Below are 22,679 nucleotides of genomic sequence, written 5' to 3'. Positions count from 1 at the left end.
TACCAATAGACTCTATAAGTAATATCTGAATATCTTCAAATCCAATTTAACCTTTTTTAAGTATGTCTTGATGATGAGATTTTAATCACTTATTAGTGATTTTTTTTATTTTTACCTCTTGACATACTTACCGGTTGCTTACATCTTTAAATAACAAATTAGGTTCATTTAGAATAAACCTAATATTACAGAAATTTGAACGCAACTTCAATTTTCTCTTATCTGTTATTTATATTATATCATACATTAGTATAAATTACAGGTCATAAATTAACCAAAAGAAAAAGCCCAAAAGGGCTTTTGTTATAAGATTTATCTCATAAGTTCCAATTTCTTGTGGTAGGCCTCGCTATAACTTTTTTAAGTGTGGCTTATTATAATTCTTCAATATAATCCTGTCTAGCATAGATAACTCTAACTATTTCAATCAAGTTTAGAACTTCATTATGCAGATAAATAACTAGAAAATTATCTACAACACATTTTCTTAGATTTTTGATGATTAGCTGTTCGTTTTCCATAGTGGGATATGCTTGTGGAAATTGTGATAGTTCATTGAATTTTTTCTCAAACCTTAAAATCAAATTCATTGCTGCCTCGGGATTAGTTAATTCAATTGAGACGTAGCGAATGATATTCTCAAGATCATCATTTGCTTTCGGAAAAAGTATGTAATTATTTACCATACTTCGATTTCATTTCGTTGATAAACATTGGCCCATCAACTTTTCTAGAGTTATGATTTATGTCCTTTAAGGAATCATTTATCAACTCAATTACTTGATTCTTAGCAATTTCTCTCTCGTAGACTTCTATACTCATAATGACCATAGAACCATATCCGTTTTTAGTTACAAATACAGGTTCGTTGCTTTCTTCAACATACTTTGAAATAGTGGCAGTATTCTTGAGTTCTCTAATCGGTATAATACGTGGCATATTACATCCCCCTTTATTTATTGTGGCTTTATTATACCATAATTACGGCAAACTCAATAGCGATTTTTGAAATTTTAAAAATTTGTTGTGAATTGATTGAGTACCTCCAGATGCTTAATATTTTCATTTTATATCAACAATTCTTTAATGTATATCGGCAAATAGTCATCTGGATCAACCTTCCCACTGTCTGAAAATCTAATTGCTTTCCAAAAGCGAACCCCCGTTATAGAATCGGGGGTTAAATAAATAAAATTAGCACTATCAGTTTTCAATACAGATTCAATATAATTGAAACCTGTTCTACCGAACCCCTTTCTTCTTTGTTCAGGGATGATATAAAAACCCATAATATAACCATACCCAGGATCAATTATCCCTTGAATTCCTCCGAAAATCAACAGCATAATTTACAATTCCTACACACATGCCATTTAAATAACAAAGTTCGAAGTGCATAGTCGTTCTAATCCCTTGAACATTAATTCGTCGTATCAAGTTATCATTAATTTTATCCAAATCCACTTCTTTACTGTTTTATTTACGATAGAATTATCATAGATAAAGAAAAAGATGTTAGTAAACACAAAAAAAGCTTTGTGGTTACTAACATCTTATCATTCCATTAATTATCTATGATTTATTTTGTGTATTTTAAATTGATTGATTCTTTAACTTTATTACTTTATTAAGTCTCTAATGTTTCTCATTTCTTTTAATGGGTCTGTATACCAATTAGAAGCAAAAACTCTATATAATTTCCAGTTTCTTGCTTTTAAATATTTTTCTTGATGCACTAAATCTCTTCTAGAGTTTGCAGTTTTTACTTCATCAACATCACAAATGATTCCAAGTTTATACGATAAAGTCTCTTTATCGTATACCGCTAAACTAATACTATATTTGCCAATTCCTATGGACGTCTTTACTGTATAGTTGTTTCGTTCCAATCGTTGTTTGATATCTAGTACTAAATCCGATAAGATTTCTCCTGCATTATTAGAACTTTCAGAATGCAATTGATTTAGAACTTCTCTTGCTAATTCAGGTTTCTTATTTGAGATATAGTAACAATACCTCATGTAATCTTTAAGCATTTTTGGTCCAGTACTTTTTAGGTCATCTACTTTTAATTCTTCTGGAAATAACGAAGAAACAAAATAGATTTTTTGTTTGGCTCTACTGATGGCAACGTTTAACCGGTTTTGCCCTCCATCATTGTTAAGCCAGCCAAATCTTCTTCTTACAAAACCATAAATATCTCTTGCATACCCCATGGAGAAAATAATAATATCTCTTTCATCTCCTTGAACATTTTCGATGTTTTTGACAAATAAGCTTTTATCTTCTTTGTCTTCCATTCTGAAAAGTTCATTTTCAAATTGTCTTTGATAGGATCCTTGTTTTAACAATTCATCATCAATATAATTTTCAATCAAATCTCTTTGAGTACTATTAAAGGTGATAACGCCGATCGTTTCATTGTTTTCACGTTCTTTAAAGATTTTTCGTAACAGTTTAATAACCGCTTTTGCTTCTTCTACATTTCTTCTGTTATCAAAGATACCATCTTTCACATAAACATATTCAATCGGTGGTTTTTTACTTTGTGTTTGATTTGGAGAAACAATCAGTTTCCCCTCATAAAAAGCATAATTCGAAAAAGCGATTAATTCTTCATAAGTGGAGCGATAATGATAATTTAAAATGGTTTCATTGTATTTATAACGAGCCAAATCCAGTAAACTTTTTGCGTCCATTGAAATATCTTTTAAGTCTTCCTCTTCAAAGAGTTCATCCTCATCTTCTAAACGACCAATTCCTAAAGAGGAAGGTCTAAGTTGCTTTGTATCTCCTGCAATCACAACTTTTTTAGCACGATAAATTGCAGGAATTCCTTTTTCAACATACATTTGTGATGCTTCATCAAAAATAACTAAATCAAACATTCCATAAACCAAAGGAACAATGGCACTTACGACTTCTGGAGTCATCATCCAAATTCGAATATGATTCATTAGTTCTAATTGATATTTATCTATAAAGGATTTAATACTTAATTTACGAGCACTATCTAACATACGCTTAATATCCATAATTCGTTTTGTATTCGAAAAATTAAGTGCATATTTAAACAATTCCATTTCAAACGATTCAATGGTTACATGTTTCTTTTCTTCCATTAAACGATTCAGTTCTTCCACTTTTTCTTGGTATTTTTCTAAGATATATAAATACTTTTGATTTTTCGCCTTGAAGTCTTCTAAATACCCTGTGAAAAACGCATCAAAGAGGTAGTGACGATGTTTTGCAATATCTGCGATATCTTTTACTGCAGGGTGATGAAGAAGCATGTCAAGGAATTTCACTTCGTTTTCTGTTAGTAGTTCGTGTTTGGTTTTTAATTTATCGAGATTATTTAAATTTTCACTCACATATTCATGAAATGTTCCATCGGTTAATAACATTCTAAAATATTTTCGGTTATAGGATTTTTTCTTCGTTAAGAAAAAAATCCTTTTTTCATTGTTTTGTAAAAACTTTCTTTTCAAAGCTCTTTTTGTAAAGAACCATGCTTTTTGATGTTTTTCTTTATAAATCAAATAATCGGCATTGAACTGTTCGAATTCAATTTTATTACTTCTACTTATTTTTGTTTCAAGTTTAAAAAGAAGTGGATAATCATGACTTATTTTCTCAAACGCCATATAATCTTTTAAATGATTGTATTTATCAAACGTATTTTCAATTGATATTAATTCCTTAAATACTGGTTTTACAAAAACATGTTTAAACATCTGATGAACTTTCTTAGGAGTGAGATCGTTTATCACATCTTTATCTTTTACATATCTTGTATATAACTTATGAATTGGAACATCCTGAATACTTTGGTTATAAAGCAAATCAATGGATTTATCTAGTGTTTCTAATATTTCATTGATTTCTTCTTCTAGCTTGAATACATCATTGTTTATGGTCCGTTGAGGAGGGGTTGGGTTTATAAATTCTTTTAGTTTTTGGTAAAAGTCTTGTTTGTTTTCTGAATCATCGATAAATAGAGCATATTTAGAAGCGCTTTTTAATCTTGAGTAAATGACGTCTAAAGCTACTTTCTTTTCACTTACAACGAGTACATTTTCGCCCTTTAAAATGCTTGCGGCAATTAAGCTAGTTATTGTCTGACTTTTGCCAGTTCCCGGAGGTCCCCAGATGACTAGTTTTTGTTCTTTATTTACAAGATCAATGACTTTTTCCTGTGCATAATTCATATCATTGATATAAGATAATCTTGATTCATCTACTGGATCGTTTGCGATTCGATAGTTGACATCTTTTTCTTTGGTATATAAATTTGTTTCATCGATTAAGCCACTCAAAAGATCGTTGTATTTATTTGAATCCAGGATGAAACTCATATCTTTTTGTATCATAGAGGAGTAGAGTTTATACTTTCCAAGCGTAATATATTCCTTTACTTCAAAAACACCTTTCCTACGATGTTTTGTGAAGTCGTCTTTTTGTTCGTTTTTATAAGGACAATACATAAAGCTTGTTTTTGTATCTTTAATATTTATTCCATTACTACTATAATAGGGAATGACAACGTCTTTCAAGATTTCTTGGCTAAACGAAGGAATAAATGGTGCGTTTGAGTCGACATCATTTTTTTCCATTTTTGACGTCGCTAGTAATAAATCCCGGTTAAAAATGATGTCTTTGTCTTTATCCTTTTTAATGGAGAATTCTCTTTTGTTTCTCGTAAGTTTTACAGGGAAATAGAGTAAAGGTGCTTTAATAGCGAAATCATCTTGTTTAAAAACACCTTCAATATAAGGATAAGCAATATACAAATCATAAGATCCTGTTTCTTTTTCACTCATGTTTGTTTCTCTATATAACGTTGTAATATGACTCTCTAAAGCATCTTGGTTTGAAGTGGGTTGAATCATTAACCTAAGTGTTGAAACACGCTTAGTTGTCAAAAATTCAATTAATTCAGACTTGTTATCTAACAAAGATAAATCAAAACTATTTTTTTTAGTGATCTTTCCCATGTATAAGTTTGGGTTTCGTCTTGAAATATTGGTTAAACGATCTTTATAGTGATCTAATACTTTAAATGCACTTTTCGAAACTAGAACTTCTTTTACTGATTCGTTTTGGTATTTAAGAATCACTTGTAAAAAGCGCATGGAGTATTCATCCATAAAAGCATTCCCAATACCAGATATTGCTAAAAAATCACTTACTTTAAGTGGCTTTTTCTTCGATATTTCTTCAAGTACATTATCCGTACATACCATGGGCGTTTTCCCTGTGCGTAGGTTCTCTTCTTCTTTGATTTGATCTCTTAGTAAATCAAGAGACTCCAACAATCTATTTTTTTTCAGTGCCATATTTACACCTCAACTAATGCTACATATAGTTTATCACTATTGTGTCAAATAGCAAATTAAAAACTTTCTCATATAAAAATCCAATTCGTACACGAATTGGATTTAAATAATAGATACTGTATTGATTGTCGCCTTATTTTCTTATCCCCAAATTACAGGACAAATGTCAGGGTTCCAATCAAAAGACCATCCACTTGGTAGAGTAGTTGCCTCAACATGAATGGTTAAACTATCGCAATTATCAAATGCATAGGCTCCAATACTCGTCACACTCAAAGGAATTGTAATACTGACTAAATTGACGCAATCTAAAAATGCAAGATTGCTGATGCTTATCAGATTTGAAGGAAAAGTAAGATTCGTTAACCCGTTGCAAAAAGCAAATGAAAGAAAGCCAATGCTTTCCACACCATCAGGAATCGTTACAGTCGTTAAATTCTCACAAGAATAAAACGCATAATCTTCGATACTCGTGACACTTGAAGGAATGACATATGATGTTTCTGTTTTTCCTTTAGGATAGATCATAATTATTGTTTTTTGTTTGTTAAACAAAACACCGTTTTCAGATGAATAATTAGGATTTGCTCCGTCAACTGTAATACTCGTTAAGCTTGAGCAATTAGCAAATGAATCCAAACCAATGCTTGTCACATTCTCATGAATCGTAACACTTGTTAAATGAATGGCATTTCTAAATGCATTTTCATTAATGGTGGTAACGCTTGATGGAATTGTATAGGTAAGCTCTGCTTTGTTTGAAGGATAGTATATAACCATAGATTGATCCTTGTTAAATAGCACTCCGTTTTCAGATGAGTAATTTGGATTTGCCGCGTCAACCGTAATTGAAGTCAATCCAATGCAAGTTTGAAATACGTACTCATCAATGTAAAGCACGCTTGAAGGAATGATAATGCTTGGTAAGTTACTACAACTTCCAAATGCATTCGCCCCAATATAAATCACAGTCGAAGGAATGATAAAACTTGTTAAATTGGTGCATTCTAAAAATGCTTGGGTTTCGATACGAGTCAACTGACTGTCATCTAAAAATACAACCTTTGTTATGTTTGAGTTTTGGAAGAATGCACAGTATCCAATGCTTGTCACAGGTATTCCTAAATAGGTTGACGGAATGATTGGTACAGCAAAGGATCCTTTATATGCTGTTATCTGATAAGTGCCATCTCCTAAAAGTGAAAAGTTGTAATAGATAGGATCATCTGCGACTAGCAATCTCCAGATTGCATATAACGTAATATCTTCCGCTGGCATCGTAGTGAATGTATAGGTTGTTATTTGTCCTTCTGTAATTCCCCAGCCAAAAAAAACATAGCCTGTTCTAACAGGGTCTTCTGGTTTAGTGGTAGGAGTTTTATAATCTTGTGTAATATCTAGAACTAAACTACCATCATTTTCATCAAATGAAATGGTATATTGATTGATAGTGTAAGTTGGATAAATGAGCACATCTTCAGCAGGCATAGTTAAAGGCAAACTTTGATCCCATCCACTAAAGGAGTATCCTAATTTTGGTGGATAACTTGGATTTTCATGTAGTGCTAAACTTTGCCCAAAATCGTAATTTGTTGATTGAATGACATTTCCATCTAAATCTATAAATTCAAGAACGTATTGATTCAATTCCCACTTGGCATAGATTGTAATGTCTTGTAAAGGCATAACAGAAAAAGAAAATTGTACTCCAAAAGTAGAATCTTCATACCAACCCATAAATCTGCATCCATCCTTAATTGGTTCAGATGGACGATCAAGAACCGTTCCTACATCTTGAGTAATTGGATTAATCAATAGTCCTCCATTTACTTCAAAGGTTATGGTTGATGTAATGCCAGAACTATAATTCCATTCAACATCATATTGATCAATATTCCAAGATGATGCCCATGTTAAAGGTTGACTGGCTGCCTGTACATTAATTTTAATTGAACTTGCATCATCAAATGCATTGTATCCCATTTCTGTAACGGTTGATTGAATGAAAATACTTTGTAATGCACTCGCTTTATAAAAAGCGTAATTACCAATTCCTGTTAAGATGCATCCAAATTCAAAATCAATATTTTCTAAGTAAATTGCATGATAAAATGCAAATTCATTAATTCGACTTACGGTAGAAGGAACGGTAAAACTGGTATCTGTTTTACCTTCAGGGTACGTAATAAGCGTTGATTTATCGTAATTATAAAGCACACCATCAAGCGACGAATACGAGAGATTCAGTGGATCAACCACAATTGTCTCAAGTGAAGTGGCGTTGAGGAAAACCCTAGCAATCGAATTAACACTTGAAGGAATCACAATAGAGGTAAGCGCGGAAGCTCCATAAAAGGCATTGGTTCCTATTGACGTTAATTGACTTCCAGGTGAAAACGTTACAGAAGCTAATGATGTTGTCTTTTCAAAGGCTGAAATTTCAATCGATGTTACTGAACTTGGAATGACAATTTCTGATAAGTTAGTCATTCCATAAAACGCTTCTTCTTTAATCGTAGTTACCGTATTAGGAATAATGACATTCTCAACCGATTCTGACCCTGAAAAAGCTGCGTAACTAATCTCAGTAATTAATGAGGCCGGTGAAAAAGAAATCGTTTTAAGTGAAGCGGAAGGTGAGTTTTCAAAAGCCATAAACCGAATCGATGTTACTTGACTTGGAATGACATAACTTGACTCACTCTTTCCTTCGGGATAATAACATAGCCCCGTCATATCTTTTAAAAACAATACGCCATCTAGTGATGTAAAAGTGGTATTTGATGCATCCACTGTAATGGAACTTAAAGAGGTAGTTCCTGTAAACGCTCCAAAGCCAAAATAGTTGACACCACTTGGAAAATGAAGGGTTGTCAACGATGAGTTATCTGAAAAGGCAGCTACATCAATCATTGATAAAAGAGAACCAGTTTCAAAAACAACTGACGAAAGAGCGCTATCTTCTGAAAAAGCACTAAATCCAATTTTCGTCACACTAGAAGGGATGATTATACTGGTTAGACTGGTCATTCCAGCAAAAGTATTACTCTGAATTTCTGATATTTGGCTTGTTGGTTCAAAGGTTACTTGAATTAACGTTGTAGCATTTTCAAATGCTCCAGTGGCAATGATCTCCACAGAATTTGGAATTTCATAACTTATAGATGTTTTCTTAGGAGCATATTTAATTAACGTTGTCATGTCTTTTGAAAACAAGATATTATCAATTGATATATAGTTTGGATTTTGATTTGAAACCGAAATAGTCTCAAGTTCATCCATTCCATAAAATGCATCATTTTGAATGGTCGTGACAAATTCAGAAATGATAAGATTTGTAATAGATGTCTGATAAAATGCACCACTTTGAATTTCAATAATACAATCTGGAATACTGATTTGTGTGATATCTGAGTGGCGATAAAAAGCGAGTTGGCGAATTCCTACTACAGGAATGCCTAAATAACTTGATGGAATGATTAATTCTGTCTTTGTTCCAACATAAGCTGCAACAACATATTGATTATTTGCGTTTAACATGAAAATATAATCATCTGTTGAGTCTTGTACTATAATGACGCTCCAAGAAGCATAAAGATCAATATCTCCTGAAGGCATAATAGAAAATACATACTGATTTGTCAAAGCAACATCAGTGTACCATCCATCAAACTGATACCCATCCTTAATAGGATTTGAGGGTTCTGATAATCCAGTTCCTGATGGTTGAATAATGGAATCTACACTGCTTCCACCATTGGAATGAAATACAATGGTTGCATAATTTTGTAATTGTGGAGTGGAAGGAACGGTAGTTGTCGTTGAAAGAGACGTTGTTGTAGTCGTTGTTGAAGTTATAGTTGCAGTTGTAGTCGTTGTTGTCGATGGGGAAAATAAATCGCACCCACTAAGAAAGCAAACTGAAAAAACCAATACAAAAACAAAAAAAACATTTCATTTCATTATTTTCCTCCGATAAAAAAAATAAAATAATATGTAATGTTCTTATTCTACCTACATTTGAATGTTTGGTTTTAGAATATGAAGTTGTATATGCATGAATAATATTAATTCATACAAGATTGTGAATTAATTATATTACAATAAAAAAGCACAATCAATCATGTTCATTTTAAAAAATCACAATTTTTTATTGTGATTTTTATTATATTTAGTTGTATTTTGAATTAACCATTTACCAATTATAACGAAAACAAAAAATAATTCCAAAGACTGTTCATTTATCATGGCGCATTCTTCCGATAATCAAAAAACAAACGAAAATATAGAGTTTTCTATTCTAAAACAGTGGTATTTATGGGGGAAAAATTAGAGCATGAAATTTAGTTGCTAATAATTGTCTTTTATAGGGATGCTTTTTAAGAAATTTGAACCCTCTTCTTTATACTACATTATATATCAATTCAACGTACAGTTGTAGGGTATTTATAGTAAAAGGAATTCTGCCAACAGTTGAACCCATCAAGTATATTGTTTTTACTTTCACTAGTCTCAATTATGTATAGCACTCTATTCTCAAATATGGTATATTTATAATCTTCATAAAAATTAAATTTTTAAGTTGAAAGTATTTTCTCTAATATGTTTTTAATATAGTGATATCTTCTAGAATAATCATTGCCTATTTTTTCAAGTTTCAAATTGTTATCGTCGCATATCTTTTGTTTTTTTAAATCTCTTTCTATGACTATTGGATCTGTTTCGTGTTCGTTCCCATTTAACTCAATCGCAAAAACAGGAATATCATTTATTCCTTTTTTAAAAACAACGAAATCAAATACTCCTGTTTTCCCAAAATCAAATAATTCATTAGAATTAAACTTTGACAAAACAGATGAGATTTTAACTTGCTTTTCAACTTTGTAATTCACTTCTATTTCTAGCAAGTGATTAATTACTTTAAATAACTCTTTTTCCTTTTTTGAATTGTATTGTTTGTAATTTGCATGATTTAAACTATTTTCAATTTTTGAGATTTCCACTTCACTACCTTTATGAACAACATAATTCATTAATTCAAAGAAGGCGTCTGTTCCATCTGATCTGCGTTTAATATCATTAATGTCTCCTACGAATACAAATCTGTCTTTTGCTCTTGTCACGGCGACATTGATTAATTCATGATTGTTCTTTAGCCAATTATAAGTCCTGTTCAAACTGTGCTTATTAATTGCTGCCGATAGATAGATTGCTTCTTTTTCATCCCCTTGAAAAGTGTGAACTGTTCCAATAGTTACGTTTTTAAGAGTTTCTTCTTTAGAAAATGCTTCCTTTAGATATTCTGCTTGATTCCTAAACGGAGTAACAATTCCAATATCTTTATAATTATTCTCCTTAATATCTGAAATGATAGCTTCAACTTCAGCTTTTGATACATTTCTTTCTAAAGGATGTGGATTGTCATCTTGTTTGATATCTAAATATCCCAATGCTGAATAATCACAAATGTTCTTGTTCTTAATGATTAATTCGTTATCATAATACTTCATATTGCAAAAATCTACAATCTCTTTCCTGCATCTATAATGTGTTCTAAGTAAAATAAATTTTGAAAAAGAGTCCATTTCTTGCATTGTTTTAAGAATAGAGTGGTCGTTATAATTATAAGATGGATTTATATGGTAATATTGCATTAATTTTTTATTCGCTCCTTGGCTTAACGAAATAACTGGTTGTAATTGATTGTGGTCTCCTACAAGTAGTAATCTGTATCCTCTAATAATAGGTAGTAATGAATATCCTATTGAACATTGACCTGCTTCATCAATAATTACTAAATCAAAAATCGGTTCAGGTTCTCCTAATCTGTATGCTGATTGATTTGTTGAAAGTATAATTGGAAATACAGATAATAATTTTTTCATATTGTCTGATATAGAGGTATATTTATTAAATTCTTTTACTTGTTTCTCAATGTCTTTCTCATAAATAATTTTCATAAAATCTTCATAAATTGGCGTTTTTAGTTTTTTTATGTATTTTACCGATGTAAAATAGAGCCAGATAAAAAACGTGTTATCAGCAATAATTATGTTTTCAAGTATTTCTGATTCGGATTTGTTTTCCATCTTCTTAAGATTGTTTTTCTTAACATCTAGTTCTGCTGGAATTGATGTCTGAGTGTGGAAATTATTCCCAAATCCGTTGAGAAAGCTTTCTAGGGTTATTATTTCTTCTTCTAAATCAATTTTCTTCTCATATTCATCAATTAAGTTATTTATTTTGGAAAAATTACCTTTATTTCTCAATTCATGTTTTGCAAGATTTGCATCACTCACTAAATAATTTGAATATCCATCAATCATTTTTTTTATCTCTGATATTGTTCTTCTAACGTTGTCATCATTTCCTAGTCGAAGCACCGGAAAGGGAATAGGGCTTTCTTTATATTTGACTTCTGTAATTTTTTTATATATGTCATCAATAGGTTTATTATTATTTGATGTAACCAACACTGTCTGCTTATTAAAGAATGAGGAAATTAATAAATTAACAATACTTGAGGTTTTTCCAGTTCCTGGAGGGCCTTGAACATATGTAATCGGATTATTGAGAGCATTATGAATCACTCTTAATTGATCAAAATTGACATATTCATTATATATAACGATGTCTCGCTTACGTATATTATCCGTTTCTAAATTAGATGTCATCCCTCCAAAAAAAGCTTTGATAGGAATAGGCAAATTCGCTGATTCTCTTAATTTTGCAATTGCATCAATATCACGATATAATTTTTGATTTGATTTCCGAACCAAATCAAAAATCATAGGTTCGTCTGTGATTTGTTCGCCTCGTCTAAGCACGGATTGTAGAACGTTTCTTGCTTCTTCAGCGGAATTTGAGTAAATATCCATAAACTCAGTAATTTGCAAATCTAAATACGATTTGAGACTATGTTTGTATGTTCCTTTTTCATCATTAGAAAATTCTTCATTAAACTCAGTTTCTTCTGATAATATAAGACTTCTTTCAGAAGGATTGAATGAAAGATGTTTATATGCAACAACGTAAAGGCCTCTTGTCGTTACTATTGATAACATATTCATTACTAAGTCGGTTACTTTGAGTGACTTCTTTTTGTCTTGTTTGGACAATTTTTCAATTTTCCTTACCATTTCACCCATTTGTTCAAGCGATAATGTATATTTACCTTTTATTTTAGCATTCATAATCTCATCATCGTTAATTCCAGAAATCATATCTGTGTTCTTTTTATATGGTTCAGTATCATATTTGACACAAGCTTTTAGATATGTTAAAACATTATCATTATATAAATCATAATGAAGCCAATCTAGTTTCGCAAGATTAGCTTCAATATAACGAATAAGGTCTGCCGGTCTTGAATAAGTCGTTTTTTGAAGAAGTTCTGCTTTTATGATGTATTCAAAATGCAAAGGTGTATAAATAAGTCCGTTATGTGTTTCATTATGTTTATTAATATTGTATGCGTCTACTCGCAATATTCTTTTTTCTGCATCAATTGATTTAATGGCACACCAAAAAGAAGTGCTTTTTTCACCTTCTTTTTGATATTCAATTAACAACCATTTTGCTTGTTTAATAGATTCTGAAATATTAAAAGCAATATCATTCAAATTTCACGCCTCTTTTCAAAAGTATAACAAGAAAAATTATAGTTGATTTCAAAATTTATTTTTTATTTTTTTGGGTTTTGGTTTTGTTTGTGATAATGCGCTAGCCGCAATTGATTTTGTGTTTTTGCTAGTTCTTCCGTCAAGTAAAGCTTTTGATGCTTTTGATGCCACTTGAGGTGATGTTTGTTTTTTATTAATAGCCATAATTACTCCTTTCTTTATAAAATATCCGATATATGAGATAAATATCAGTAATTCTAATTATACTTATATTTCTTGTTTACAGTATATCACCAAAAATGAATATACAAAAGTTAACTTTATAAACTTATCAAAAAAAAATAAAAAGATTTTAAATTTATCTTGTTATTTTCTCAATATGATGTTTAGTCCTTACTTCTGATAAAGATGAGTTTTATTTCACATCTTTGCTTTTTTTATTATATATTTCAATTTGTTTTTTTAAGTACTTTGATTTTAATTGTTTGCTAGCTAGTAATTGTTTTGCAGGAGGTAATCTAAGTATTACTCCTAATACAGAAGCTAGTACTCTGTGACTGATTTTTTCTTCATCTCTAAAGATTAGATGTTGTAGTTTGTTTGTTTCTATCGCTTGAAGAATTAACTTTTGATTTAAGTTTACGGGTGTAAAAACTCTTGATTCTCTATGAATCAGTTCAAGTGCATCAAATGCACATGAACTATCACATACACCGCATCCGATACACATTTCTTTGTCTACTACTGCTATCTTCTTTTTACCATCAATATTCGTGCTTACTAAAGAAATGGCGTCCATTGGACAAACCTTAACACATTTACTACATCCAATACAATTTTCCTCATTAATTTCACAAATATAGTTAGAGGAGTTAATTGCATTGGTAAATCCATGTTTTTTAGCATTGGATAAGACTTCGCAACAACAAGAACAACAATTGCAAATAAAACTTACATTATTTTGAACATTTTCAGCGAATTGAACTAAGTTATGTTTTTTTGCTAATACGATGATGTCTAACGCTTCTTCTTTTGAAATCTCTCTTGCATATCCATGGCGTATTAAAGAACTATCACCTGTATTACTAATCGTAAGACATGTTTCCATAGGAGCATCACAAACTGTACCAAGATGTTCTTTTACGTGGCGGCAGTAACAAGTGCTAACACCTATTTGTTTTGCATTATGAATAATTGCAGATGTTTTCTCATAATCCATTACATAAAGTGTTTTATCTTCTATCGCTTCTTCTCTTACTAATGCTCTACCAAGAGGAGTATCAAGTGTCATTAAGCTAGTCACAAATTCATCTTCAACACATAAGTACTCATAGAATAATTCACTCAGTACTTTTTGATCTTGATGAGTTCCTATTCTCATCATTGAAAACTCAAAAAAGCCTATCATAGGTGGTGGTAGTAAATATCTTGTCTCTTTGTCTTTTTGGATATCTAGTAAGACAGCTCTTGAAGCCATATCATCTAATATTTTAGTTGTTTCTTCAATTGATATATTCCATCTTTTCTGTGCTAGTGATATACCAAAATCACCAATAGGTAACATGGATAAAAGACGAGCTTCTTCCTCTGTAAACATTACAGCAAGTATTTTATATAATGTTTCTGATTCAACAATTCCATGTGGAAAACGATCTAATCTTTCGGTTAGTTTCTTATATCCACTTCTAGCTGTATGGTGAGCCATATTAACACGTCCTTTAAATAAAAATTCATATGTCGCCTTATAATCTATGCACAATAGATTGCATTTGTAATATGTATCCTATTTTAGCATATTAAACAAATAAAGGCACTGCCTTATAAGGATAGCGCCAAAATTGTTGAATTCTATGTTCATTTTGATGGTTGTGAATCGGGTCGCATTAAAAAAAATACGATTTGTTGTTATAAACAATTAATTTATACGGTATACGTCCAAGTTATCTTTAAACGAGAGTTCAAATTCCATCACAAGTGCCATATGTGCAACATAATGCTGAGGCATTAAAATTAGCAGCACAATGCTCACGAAAATCCATATTGGCGACAAATGGGTTCAAATGGGGATATTCTGGGATTTGAATAGAAAAGTGCGTAACTAGGCTGTTTTCTCCTAGAGACGCACTTCTTTTTAAGATTCAAATCAAATTTTTATATAACAATCTCTGTATCATAAATGACTCCGTAAGTTCACTAATGTAAAGTCATGTGCATATGTGCAACACTTTGCAATCATCATATTAAGTGGATAATTCAAAGAAAGAAATTCTAAATAATGTGCGCACTTTATTGACATAGAACCCTTTCTGCTAAATATTATCTATTATAGACATTGTAATAGAATTATTATTCAATTCAAAATTAGCAATATGATACTTGAAAGTAGCTGTAGATACTTCGTTTTCAGAATATTCGAAGTAAGCAGTCATTCCACCAATTGTATCGTGATCGGTATGATGGGAAACCCATTCGTATCTATAATTCTCTTTTCGCTGATTTTGGAAATTTTTGAGTATTGAATTAAGTTCGTTCTCCAATATAACTTTTCTATATGATGATTTTTTATCATCACCACTGAAATCCTCGATTAGGAATGCGGTAGAACCTACTATTTTATTTATATCAATCTCTGTCAATTTTTCTAATTTAATATATTCAATAAATTCTAAATTATTAAATATATGCAAATCTAATCTTTTTTTCAAATTGATTTTCACAGTTTGTACAATACAGTATTTAAAAGTTTCTTCATCTAATACTGTTTGAGAATTTTCAAATGTTAAATCCGCTAACGATTTGCAATTACAAAATGATTGTGAACTAATTGAAACAATATTTTTGGGAATCAGTAATTCTTTTAAACTAGTACAATTTATAAAGACTCCTTCTTCGATTTCATTGATATTTTCTGGTAAAACCACTGTAGTTAACGAATTACAATTACGAAATGCATAACACCCTATTTTTGATATTGTTTTCGGAAAGTTTATTGTTTGTAATTCCTTACAATCACTGAACGCTTCATTGAAAATACTTGTGACCCCACTTGGAATAATTATATTTTTAAGTTTCTTACAGTTCTTAAACATGGAATCACTAATTGAAACAATAGATTCAGGCAGTTTAACATATTCGAGTTGTGTACAATTCATGAACGCTTCAGAACCAATCGACTCTAAACTATCGGGAAAAGTGATTTTTTTAAAAGATTCACAGTTGCGAAAAGCCCCTGAACCTACCTCTTTTAAACTATGAAAAAATTCAATTTCAACCAAATTACTACAATAATTGAATGCATTATTTCCTATTTCTTTTAGTTTTATAAGCGCTTCAATTTTTTTAAGTCTCTTGCAATTACAAAAAGATTCCTCATCTATCATTTCTAAACTTTCACTTGATCCAATAACCTCTTCTAATTCTTGACAACTTGAAAAACTTCGTTTTCCAAGAAATCTTAGATTATTTCCAAGTTCTAAACTTTTGCATTTACTGTCTTTGAATACTTCATTCAAAATACCAACTACTGGTTTTTCATTAAAAAAGTTTGGTATATTTATGATATCAAATTTTTTAACTGCCTTGTACTTGATACCAGATAAAAAATATCCGTCATTGCTCTCATTAGCTTTAAAATAAAATAATTTAGAAATTGTTCCTTCATTACTGTTTTTTTGTATATAGTTAATATATTCTTCTCTTGATAAAAAAGGTCTATAGTCTTCTTTCAATTTATCCATTTTCTCTATGTCTGAAATGTGCGGTTTATATCCATATTTTTCAATAAAAACAGTTTCATATTCTTGTCTTTCATTTTCGCATAAATAAGACGGTTCATAACTAGAGCCATACTTTATAAATTCTTTAAGCATGTGACTTTTCGGATAAAATCCGTATATTTCTTTAAATCTAGGAAAAGCATCTTGAGTCTCTTGTCTCGCTTGTACTCTTTCTTCATAATCTCTTTTGCTTTGACGCATCGCATTTCTCTCTTTTAATGATGGCCTTCTTTTCCAACCCATACATCCATTTCTCCTTTTTATCTTAAATGAATTTTGACACACATATAATATTGTCGTTTTTTAAAACGGATATGATGAAATAAATGGCATAACAATCAACTAAGAACCTATGTGCTTCAATAGTTTTTCGTTCGTTCGTACTTTTTGTGCAGTGGTTTGTTTTAACAAATTTTCTATAATAATGTTTACTCAATGTCTTTTAATCTATACTAGATTACTCAACAGTTTTGACCAAATATAGCAAACTTTACATTATTGATTATTATCTTTAGTCTTAGTTTTGGGAAGAATTTCTACTGAAAGTTCTATATATAGTTGACCGCCATCTTCTAACATTGATATTTTGTCAATGCTTTTGATTAAGACTTTTTTTATATCATTAGTAACATGACTATAAATAGTTTCAACAACATTGTTATTTTTAAATATCTGTGTCTCTTTACACATATAATTCGATATTGACTCAAACTCCATCCCATTTTCATTTTTTAATTCAGTAATGCTCAAATGGTACATTTGACCAATAATTCCGTTTTTTTGTTTATATCTTAATGTTGCATTGCTCATAATTCTCCTTTATTGTTATTGGTTAGTTTTATATTTTTTTTCTGTATGTTACGTATAATAATCTCAATTTAATCCACGTCATAGTTCTGAGTAATATTTTTTTATTTCTTCATGAGTTTGATTGTATAAATATAAAAATTAATTCATTTTTTGTCATATAACATGATTATGTATTCTAAGTAGACTGTTTTTCTTGCAATATTCATATCATAAAATATAGTGATGTAATTTTATGATATTTTTACTCCATGATGTGAAAATTTTCTTTTTTTCATCATATAAATCATTTTTCATCAACACTCATATAAGCTTCATAGGATGCTTTAAATAATTTTTTAAATCGTTCTCTTGCATCAAGGGGAGTAATGATTTGAGCTTGTAATCCAAACTTAAATATATAAAGGAAGATTTGAGTTTCGTTTGTTGTAAAAGTATATAGATATTTATTGTTAGGATTTGGAATGCCAATGATTGGTAAAGAATCTTCTTCATGAATGAATCTTTGTAAGCCACCATATGTGAACTTTATTATAAAGGTCTCTGTTGGTTTTGCAGATACAGTTGCTTTCTCATTAAAAAATCTTTTTAAAAACTCTTCATCTCCTAAAACTTTAAATTTTTCTTTATATTCCCTTAATTCTTGTATTGCAAGTGATTTAATTTTGATTGTATTGATAATACCACCTTCGGTATTTTTATCAGGGATTCCATATATAAGTTCTAAACTATTTTTGTCAGTTGGTTTGTATATGGCATATGGGCATAATTTCTTAACCGTTTGGTTTTCTTTATACGAAATTACTGTATGATTGATAATGGCTCTTTCGACTTTGTCAATGGTTTGTTTAAAATAGATTCTTTCTCTTACTTCTCTTGTTTGAATAGCATAAGATTCTAGTATTATTTTTAAGTAATACCCAATTCCAGATCTTGGTGCATATGCTTCAAAATAGCTCGCATCTTCTAAACTGACTAACAAAGATCTGTTTTCTTTGTTCAATTTTAATTTAAACTGGATGTCGTTTGAATACTTTTCAGCGTATTCATTAATAATATTTTTCATAATTTCATCGGTAAATTCACCAATAATTTTATAAGTGACTTTGTCGCTGAAATTATCCGTTTGAATGGCTTTTCGAATGGCATCAACTTGTTTTAAAGCGACTGATCTTGATAGTGGAAAGTCATCATAATAATTGGAAATAATAGTGTTTATAAAGCCGCTTTTATTTTTCAACTCGTAATCATCATTAAAACGAATCATATCAGCTTCAATAACTTTCATCGCATATGTCGATAAATTGATGTGCTGGCGACTCTCTTCGTTAATTATAAATCCGAAATTATTAGACATTTTCGTTCTCCTTTATACTAATGACTAATGAATGCTCATCAGTATGTCCAATGGTAATGATGATATCAGAACCCTCAACAAGACTTTTTTGCTTATTAATGATACAAGCAGGAAATATTGATTTTCCGGCGAAGGATATAACCTGTTCATTCATTAAATCTAGTTTACGCTGGTGGATCCTGGTTCTATCTGGAAGAAATGGTTCAACATCTGCTTCATGTAAAAACTCATCATAAATAGTATCCTCTATTGACATGTTTCTATAGTATTCATCTTTATCATATAAGCCCCAAAATCTTTCCATAAAATCATAATCATCTTGTGTGTAAATTAATACGTACTTCCCATCTTCAGAATAAACCACATTTTTTTCGTTGATTACTTTTTGTTTATTCTCTTCATTTAGATAATATACCTTACTTGTGTTTATTCTTCCATTGTTAAATTGGTTCATATTTTCCCTCTTTCTTATCTGTTTTTTTGTTAGAGTAATGGTTTAACTTCTTTACACTTTCATTATCTCATATTTTAATTCTGATTAATAGTACCCGCATGAATTATTTAAATGTTCATATTTTCATAGGTAAATGAGATATTTGTTAGTTCTAATGTTCATACCGAATGTCTTTTTATTAATCGATTATGTATTTATCATTTTTTTCACCCCTTTCATTGTTTAAATACTTGTATGAAGCTAGTATTTCAAGAATTTATTCTAACTTGATTTAAATGTGTATATGGCATGTCTAGGTGCATCTCTTAGTAATTTAGTAATTTGTTGAGAAATATAAGATTCAAGACTTCTTAACTTATCAGAACTGATATTTTTATTTGGACTCAATAAAACGCCTTTAAACTTATCACTTCTTGTGCTTTGATTGTCAAGAAAATGATCGCTTATCCTTATTGTTCTAGTATAGTTGTTGTTGCAGATGAGCAGACACAAACTTAAATAGATAGATTGAGACTTTTTGGAATGATTAATTTCAAATGTCATGTTATTAACGCCTTTAATTTTCCTATCCAATTTTAATTTATGGATATACGATTTAATATATTGATCTAAATTTAATAATGTCATATATAACACCCCTTCACTTTATTTTGTTGTTGAAATTGCACTAATGCTCTTTCACGCTTATATTATCTCATACTTAAAAAGTGAACTACAGTGTTAACAAATAATTATATTTTGTTCATATAATTGACCTTTTTACAATGTATTGTGATGTTATTTGTTCATATTAGATGTATTTTATTCAATCTATACTGTTGCAAGTCTACTAAATTCGTTATATGTGCCACTCACTTTAAGAGTTTAATTATTACTCTTAAAATAATCGGTATTTTGACTTGCATTTCCTCCTGCGCTTTATTCCAAACAAACATATTGCTATTTACATCGAATCATATAACAACTTTATTTATAATATTTACCTACGCGCGTGTAGGGGGTGAAAGTGTCTGAAACTTAATGAATTCTATATATGGCCTAACTAAGGTGTAAATCGACAGTGTATTTTGCGCAATTATATAAAAAAATCCAACTATATAAATAGTCGGAGAAATTGATATATAATTGATTCCCAAAATCATGATTTTCAAAAGCTGGTGCCACGTATTTTAGATGTGGGACACTCGGTCGTGACGAATTTGCAGATAAAAACTGACCGGGGGGGTATCAAATGATTAATTTACTGGTTCATTATTATCTTCAAAGAGTTCTCTTAATTCTATAGGAGTAAATCCATTATTATCATACATTCTTGTTTGATTATGTAGGTTCATAACAAGTCCAGCAAATAAATTGACCTGGATTTCATCTTTAAACTCGTAACCTCTTTGTCTAATGTATTTCATATAATCTGACATACGGTTTCCTAATATGATTTGATCGTGAATCTCTAATACATCATATCTAATATCTTCTGGTTTCTTAATCTCTACTAACTTATTTATTATAATGAATTTTTCTAGGTCTAGGAGAGGTTTCATAGGTTCGACGTAGTCATCATCTTCATATTTAAGAAACTCTTCCTTAGAGGGCAAATAACGTGGTTTATTGGATTGAATCATGAGAAGATCTTTTGCTTCTTTAAAGTCCCTATTCTCTTCTAAGAAGAAATACCCATTAGCAAGGATGTTTTGTCTAAATGATAAATCAACCTCATCAATGCTTGATAATAGTTCAAGTAGAGGGATTGCTTCTTCTTTGGATAATGTTTCATTTTCATAGTTATTACATACTGATATGAAATCATCAAGTTTAATGACACCATAAAGATTGATAGCTGCAAAAGCATATCTTTTGATTAGGACTAATCTATATTGTTTTGGATTGGATGTTTTATTTGCCATGAGATAATTTTCTCTTCTTTCTGAGTTCTATAAATACATAAACGGCATTTGGTATTAACATGATCAATATAAAGATAATGATTACTCCGATTTCATAGATCATAAAAGTCCTCTTTTGTGTTCTGTAATATATCTGATTATTCCATGTATCCGAGTTTTACTAGGAATGGCTTAATATATGAATCAATTCTAAAAGAACGTGATAATAAGGAGTTTATACAGAATAATGAGCAAATCTTCATTGCCTTCTTTTTATTAGCATCAACGTACCATGTTGAAAAGCCGTCCATTTGAAAAGTGATTTTCCACTTGTTATCTGAAGTTTTTTCATCATTGATATCAAGTTCTTTATAAAATCCTAACCTTTTCAATTCGTTTAGTTTGGATTTGCCATTATTTTCATTTAAGTCATGCAGAAAATCTTTAATCGTAATCTCTTCTTTGTTTTCTCGTATTTTCTTATGTGCCAAAAGGGCAATTTGAAACAACGAATCTATTTTAGTTTCATAAGTTCCTGCCACCTCATAGTCGCCAAACTTTATTGTCGCTCTATAAGACTTGACCCCACCATTTTTAATGAGTTTTATAGAATGATTTAAATCCTTAACCTTTTTTAATTTGCACCATCTTTTAACATACAAAAATGAGTCAAAACCACTATGATGTAAATACGCTCTTGGTGACAATAAATAATCAACTATTTCATAAAGTTCATTTTCATTGAAAAATGAGTCTACAGCTATAGCGCCGACAATACTTTCTAGTAGGTCACTCTTGAAAGACTCTTGGATAACTTCATTTTGACCTAATGGAATAAATTGATCTAATCCAAAATCCTCCATAACAGAAGCAAAATTGGCATTTTCAACAATTAGTGACTTTAGTATTGTTAATTCACCAGGATTATACTTGCTATTTAGACCTTGATTATCACTAGACATTGTTCCATTAACCAGGATTCTAGTGATTTGATATTCGATAACTCTATCTCCAACAAATTCGAGTACTTCAGAATCACGTCTATCTGGCTCACTCGAAAAAGCACTTCTTGTGAACGCTTGAGTCAATAATGCTTTATTCGTAAAAGTATAGCCAAGAACTTCTTCAATATGACTAATGTCTTTTTCATCCATATTGACTGATTCTCCTCCCAAAATTCATATAGTCTTGATTAATTTAGTATGTTATTTCTATTGCCGTTCACTGTGGTTTTAGCCATGTGATTGGCATACCCACAATATGTCCTATAAAGGATATATAAAAGGTAGTCTTTGACCTACAAAAGGTATGTTGGTGATGGCGTTCACATACATTATCGGAATAATTTTTTTCGCCTCTAAACTATTAATACTCAACATGGAAATTTGTTATGGCAATATTGAAAAAAACTTATCTTGAACAAGTGAAAAATCAATGTCAT

15 protein-coding genes are annotated in these 22,679 nt (G+C 30.4%); all 15 read right to left on the bottom strand.

Features of this window, described 5'->3' with window-relative positions; translation table 11 throughout:
• Positions 1-374: 374 nt before the first annotated feature.
• A complete protein-coding gene (locus KJ971_01660; protein ID MBU1144550.1) occupies positions 375-686 on the bottom strand; it encodes a type II toxin-antitoxin system RelE/ParE family toxin in 312 nt (103 codons plus the stop codon).
• A complete protein-coding gene (locus KJ971_01655; protein MBU1144549.1) occupies positions 676-939 on the bottom strand; it encodes a type II toxin-antitoxin system Phd/YefM family antitoxin in 264 nt (87 codons plus the stop codon). The genes KJ971_01660 and KJ971_01655 overlap by 11 nt, the downstream gene beginning before the upstream one ends.
• 128 nt (positions 940-1,067) lie before the next feature.
• Entirely contained in the window at positions 1,068-1,346 is a 279-nt protein-coding gene (locus tag KJ971_01650) for a GNAT family N-acetyltransferase (GenBank protein MBU1144548.1), read from the bottom strand.
• A 273-nt stretch (positions 1,347-1,619) separates the two neighbouring features.
• On the bottom strand, positions 1,620-5,339 hold the full coding sequence (locus KJ971_01645) for a DUF4011 domain-containing protein (protein MBU1144547.1): 3,720 nt from the start codon (positions 5,337-5,339) through the stop codon (positions 1,620-1,622).
• Positions 5,340-5,480: 141 nt separating this feature from the next.
• Positions 5,481-9,272 (bottom strand): leucine-rich repeat protein, encoded by a 3,792-nt coding sequence (locus tag KJ971_01640; GenBank protein MBU1144546.1) that lies wholly within the window; start codon positions 9,270-9,272, stop codon positions 5,481-5,483.
• A 644-nt stretch (positions 9,273-9,916) separates the two neighbouring features.
• The gene (locus KJ971_01635) at positions 9,917-12,961 is read right to left on the bottom strand and encodes a DNA2/NAM7 family helicase (GenBank protein MBU1144545.1); all 3,045 of its coding nucleotides are present in this window, start codon (positions 12,959-12,961) and stop codon (positions 9,917-9,919) included.
• Between the two features lie 48 nt (positions 12,962-13,009).
• On the bottom strand, positions 13,010-13,165 hold the full coding sequence (locus tag KJ971_01630) for a hypothetical protein (protein ID MBU1144544.1): 156 nt from the start codon (positions 13,163-13,165) through the stop codon (positions 13,010-13,012).
• Between the two features lie 211 nt (positions 13,166-13,376).
• Entirely contained in the window at positions 13,377-14,666 is a 1,290-nt protein-coding gene (locus KJ971_01625; GenBank protein MBU1144543.1) for a 4Fe-4S binding protein, read from the bottom strand.
• Positions 14,667-15,270: 604 nt separating this feature from the next.
• The gene (locus KJ971_01620) at positions 15,271-16,980 is read right to left on the bottom strand and encodes a leucine-rich repeat domain-containing protein (protein MBU1144542.1); all 1,710 of its coding nucleotides are present in this window, start codon (positions 16,978-16,980) and stop codon (positions 15,271-15,273) included.
• A gap of 252 nt (positions 16,981-17,232) precedes the next feature.
• Entirely contained in the window at positions 17,233-17,547 is a 315-nt protein-coding gene (locus KJ971_01615; GenBank protein ID MBU1144541.1) for a hypothetical protein, read from the bottom strand.
• A 283-nt stretch (positions 17,548-17,830) separates the two neighbouring features.
• Positions 17,831-18,901, bottom strand: a complete 1,071-nt coding sequence (locus tag KJ971_01610; protein ID MBU1144540.1) for a WYL domain-containing protein — start codon at positions 18,899-18,901, stop codon at positions 17,831-17,833.
• A complete protein-coding gene (locus tag KJ971_01605; GenBank protein ID MBU1144539.1) occupies positions 18,894-19,355 on the bottom strand; it encodes a hypothetical protein in 462 nt (153 codons plus the stop codon). The genes KJ971_01610 and KJ971_01605 overlap by 8 nt, the downstream gene beginning before the upstream one ends.
• 261 nt (positions 19,356-19,616) lie before the next feature.
• Positions 19,617-19,982 (bottom strand): hypothetical protein, encoded by a 366-nt coding sequence (locus tag KJ971_01600; GenBank protein MBU1144538.1) that lies wholly within the window; start codon positions 19,980-19,982, stop codon positions 19,617-19,619.
• 608 nt (positions 19,983-20,590) lie between these two features.
• Positions 20,591-21,259, bottom strand: coding sequence for a hypothetical protein (locus KJ971_01595; protein ID MBU1144537.1), 669 nt, complete (start codon positions 21,257-21,259; stop codon positions 20,591-20,593).
• A gap of 137 nt (positions 21,260-21,396) precedes the next feature.
• A complete protein-coding gene (locus KJ971_01590) occupies positions 21,397-22,392 on the bottom strand; it encodes a hypothetical protein (protein ID MBU1144536.1) in 996 nt (331 codons plus the stop codon).
• Between the last annotated feature and the right edge of the window lie 287 nt (positions 22,393-22,679).

The sequence above is a fragment of the Bacillota bacterium genome (assembly GCA_018818595.1).
Lineage (GTDB): Bacteria > Bacillota_I > Bacilli_A > Izemoplasmatales > Hujiaoplasmataceae > JAHIRM01.
Note: the sequence above shows the minus strand (reverse complement) of the source record. Positions and strands in the feature narration are given on the sequence as shown.

Coding starts and splice junctions, on each gene's coding strand:
- KJ971_01660 (MBU1144550.1), bottom strand. CDS start 686: ATGGTAAATAATTACATACTTTTTCCGAAAGCAAATGATGATCTTGAG.
- KJ971_01655 (MBU1144549.1), bottom strand. CDS start 939: ATGCCACGTATTATACCGATTAGAGAACTCAAGAATACTGCCACTATT.
- KJ971_01650 (MBU1144548.1), bottom strand. CDS start 1,346: ATGCTGTTGATTTTCGGAGGAATTCAAGGGATAATTGATCCTGGGTAT.
- KJ971_01645 (MBU1144547.1), bottom strand. CDS start 5,339: ATGGCACTGAAAAAAAATAGATTGTTGGAGTCTCTTGATTTACTAAGA.
- KJ971_01630 (MBU1144544.1), bottom strand. CDS start 13,165: ATGGCTATTAATAAAAAACAAACATCACCTCAAGTGGCATCAAAAGCA.
- KJ971_01625 (MBU1144543.1), bottom strand. CDS start 14,666: ATGGCTCACCATACAGCTAGAAGTGGATATAAGAAACTAACCGAAAGA.
- KJ971_01620 (MBU1144542.1), bottom strand. CDS start 16,980: ATGGGTTGGAAAAGAAGGCCATCATTAAAAGAGAGAAATGCGATGCGT.
- KJ971_01615 (MBU1144541.1), bottom strand. CDS start 17,547: ATGAGCAATGCAACATTAAGATATAAACAAAAAAACGGAATTATTGGT.
- KJ971_01610 (MBU1144540.1), bottom strand. CDS start 18,901: ATGTCTAATAATTTCGGATTTATAATTAACGAAGAGAGTCGCCAGCAC.
- KJ971_01605 (MBU1144539.1), bottom strand. CDS start 19,355: ATGAACCAATTTAACAATGGAAGAATAAACACAAGTAAGGTATATTAT.
- KJ971_01600 (MBU1144538.1), bottom strand. CDS start 19,982: ATGACATTATTAAATTTAGATCAATATATTAAATCGTATATCCATAAA.
- KJ971_01595 (MBU1144537.1), bottom strand. CDS start 21,259: ATGGCAAATAAAACATCCAATCCAAAACAATATAGATTAGTCCTAATC.
- KJ971_01590 (MBU1144536.1), bottom strand. CDS start 22,392: ATGGATGAAAAAGACATTAGTCATATTGAAGAAGTTCTTGGCTATACT.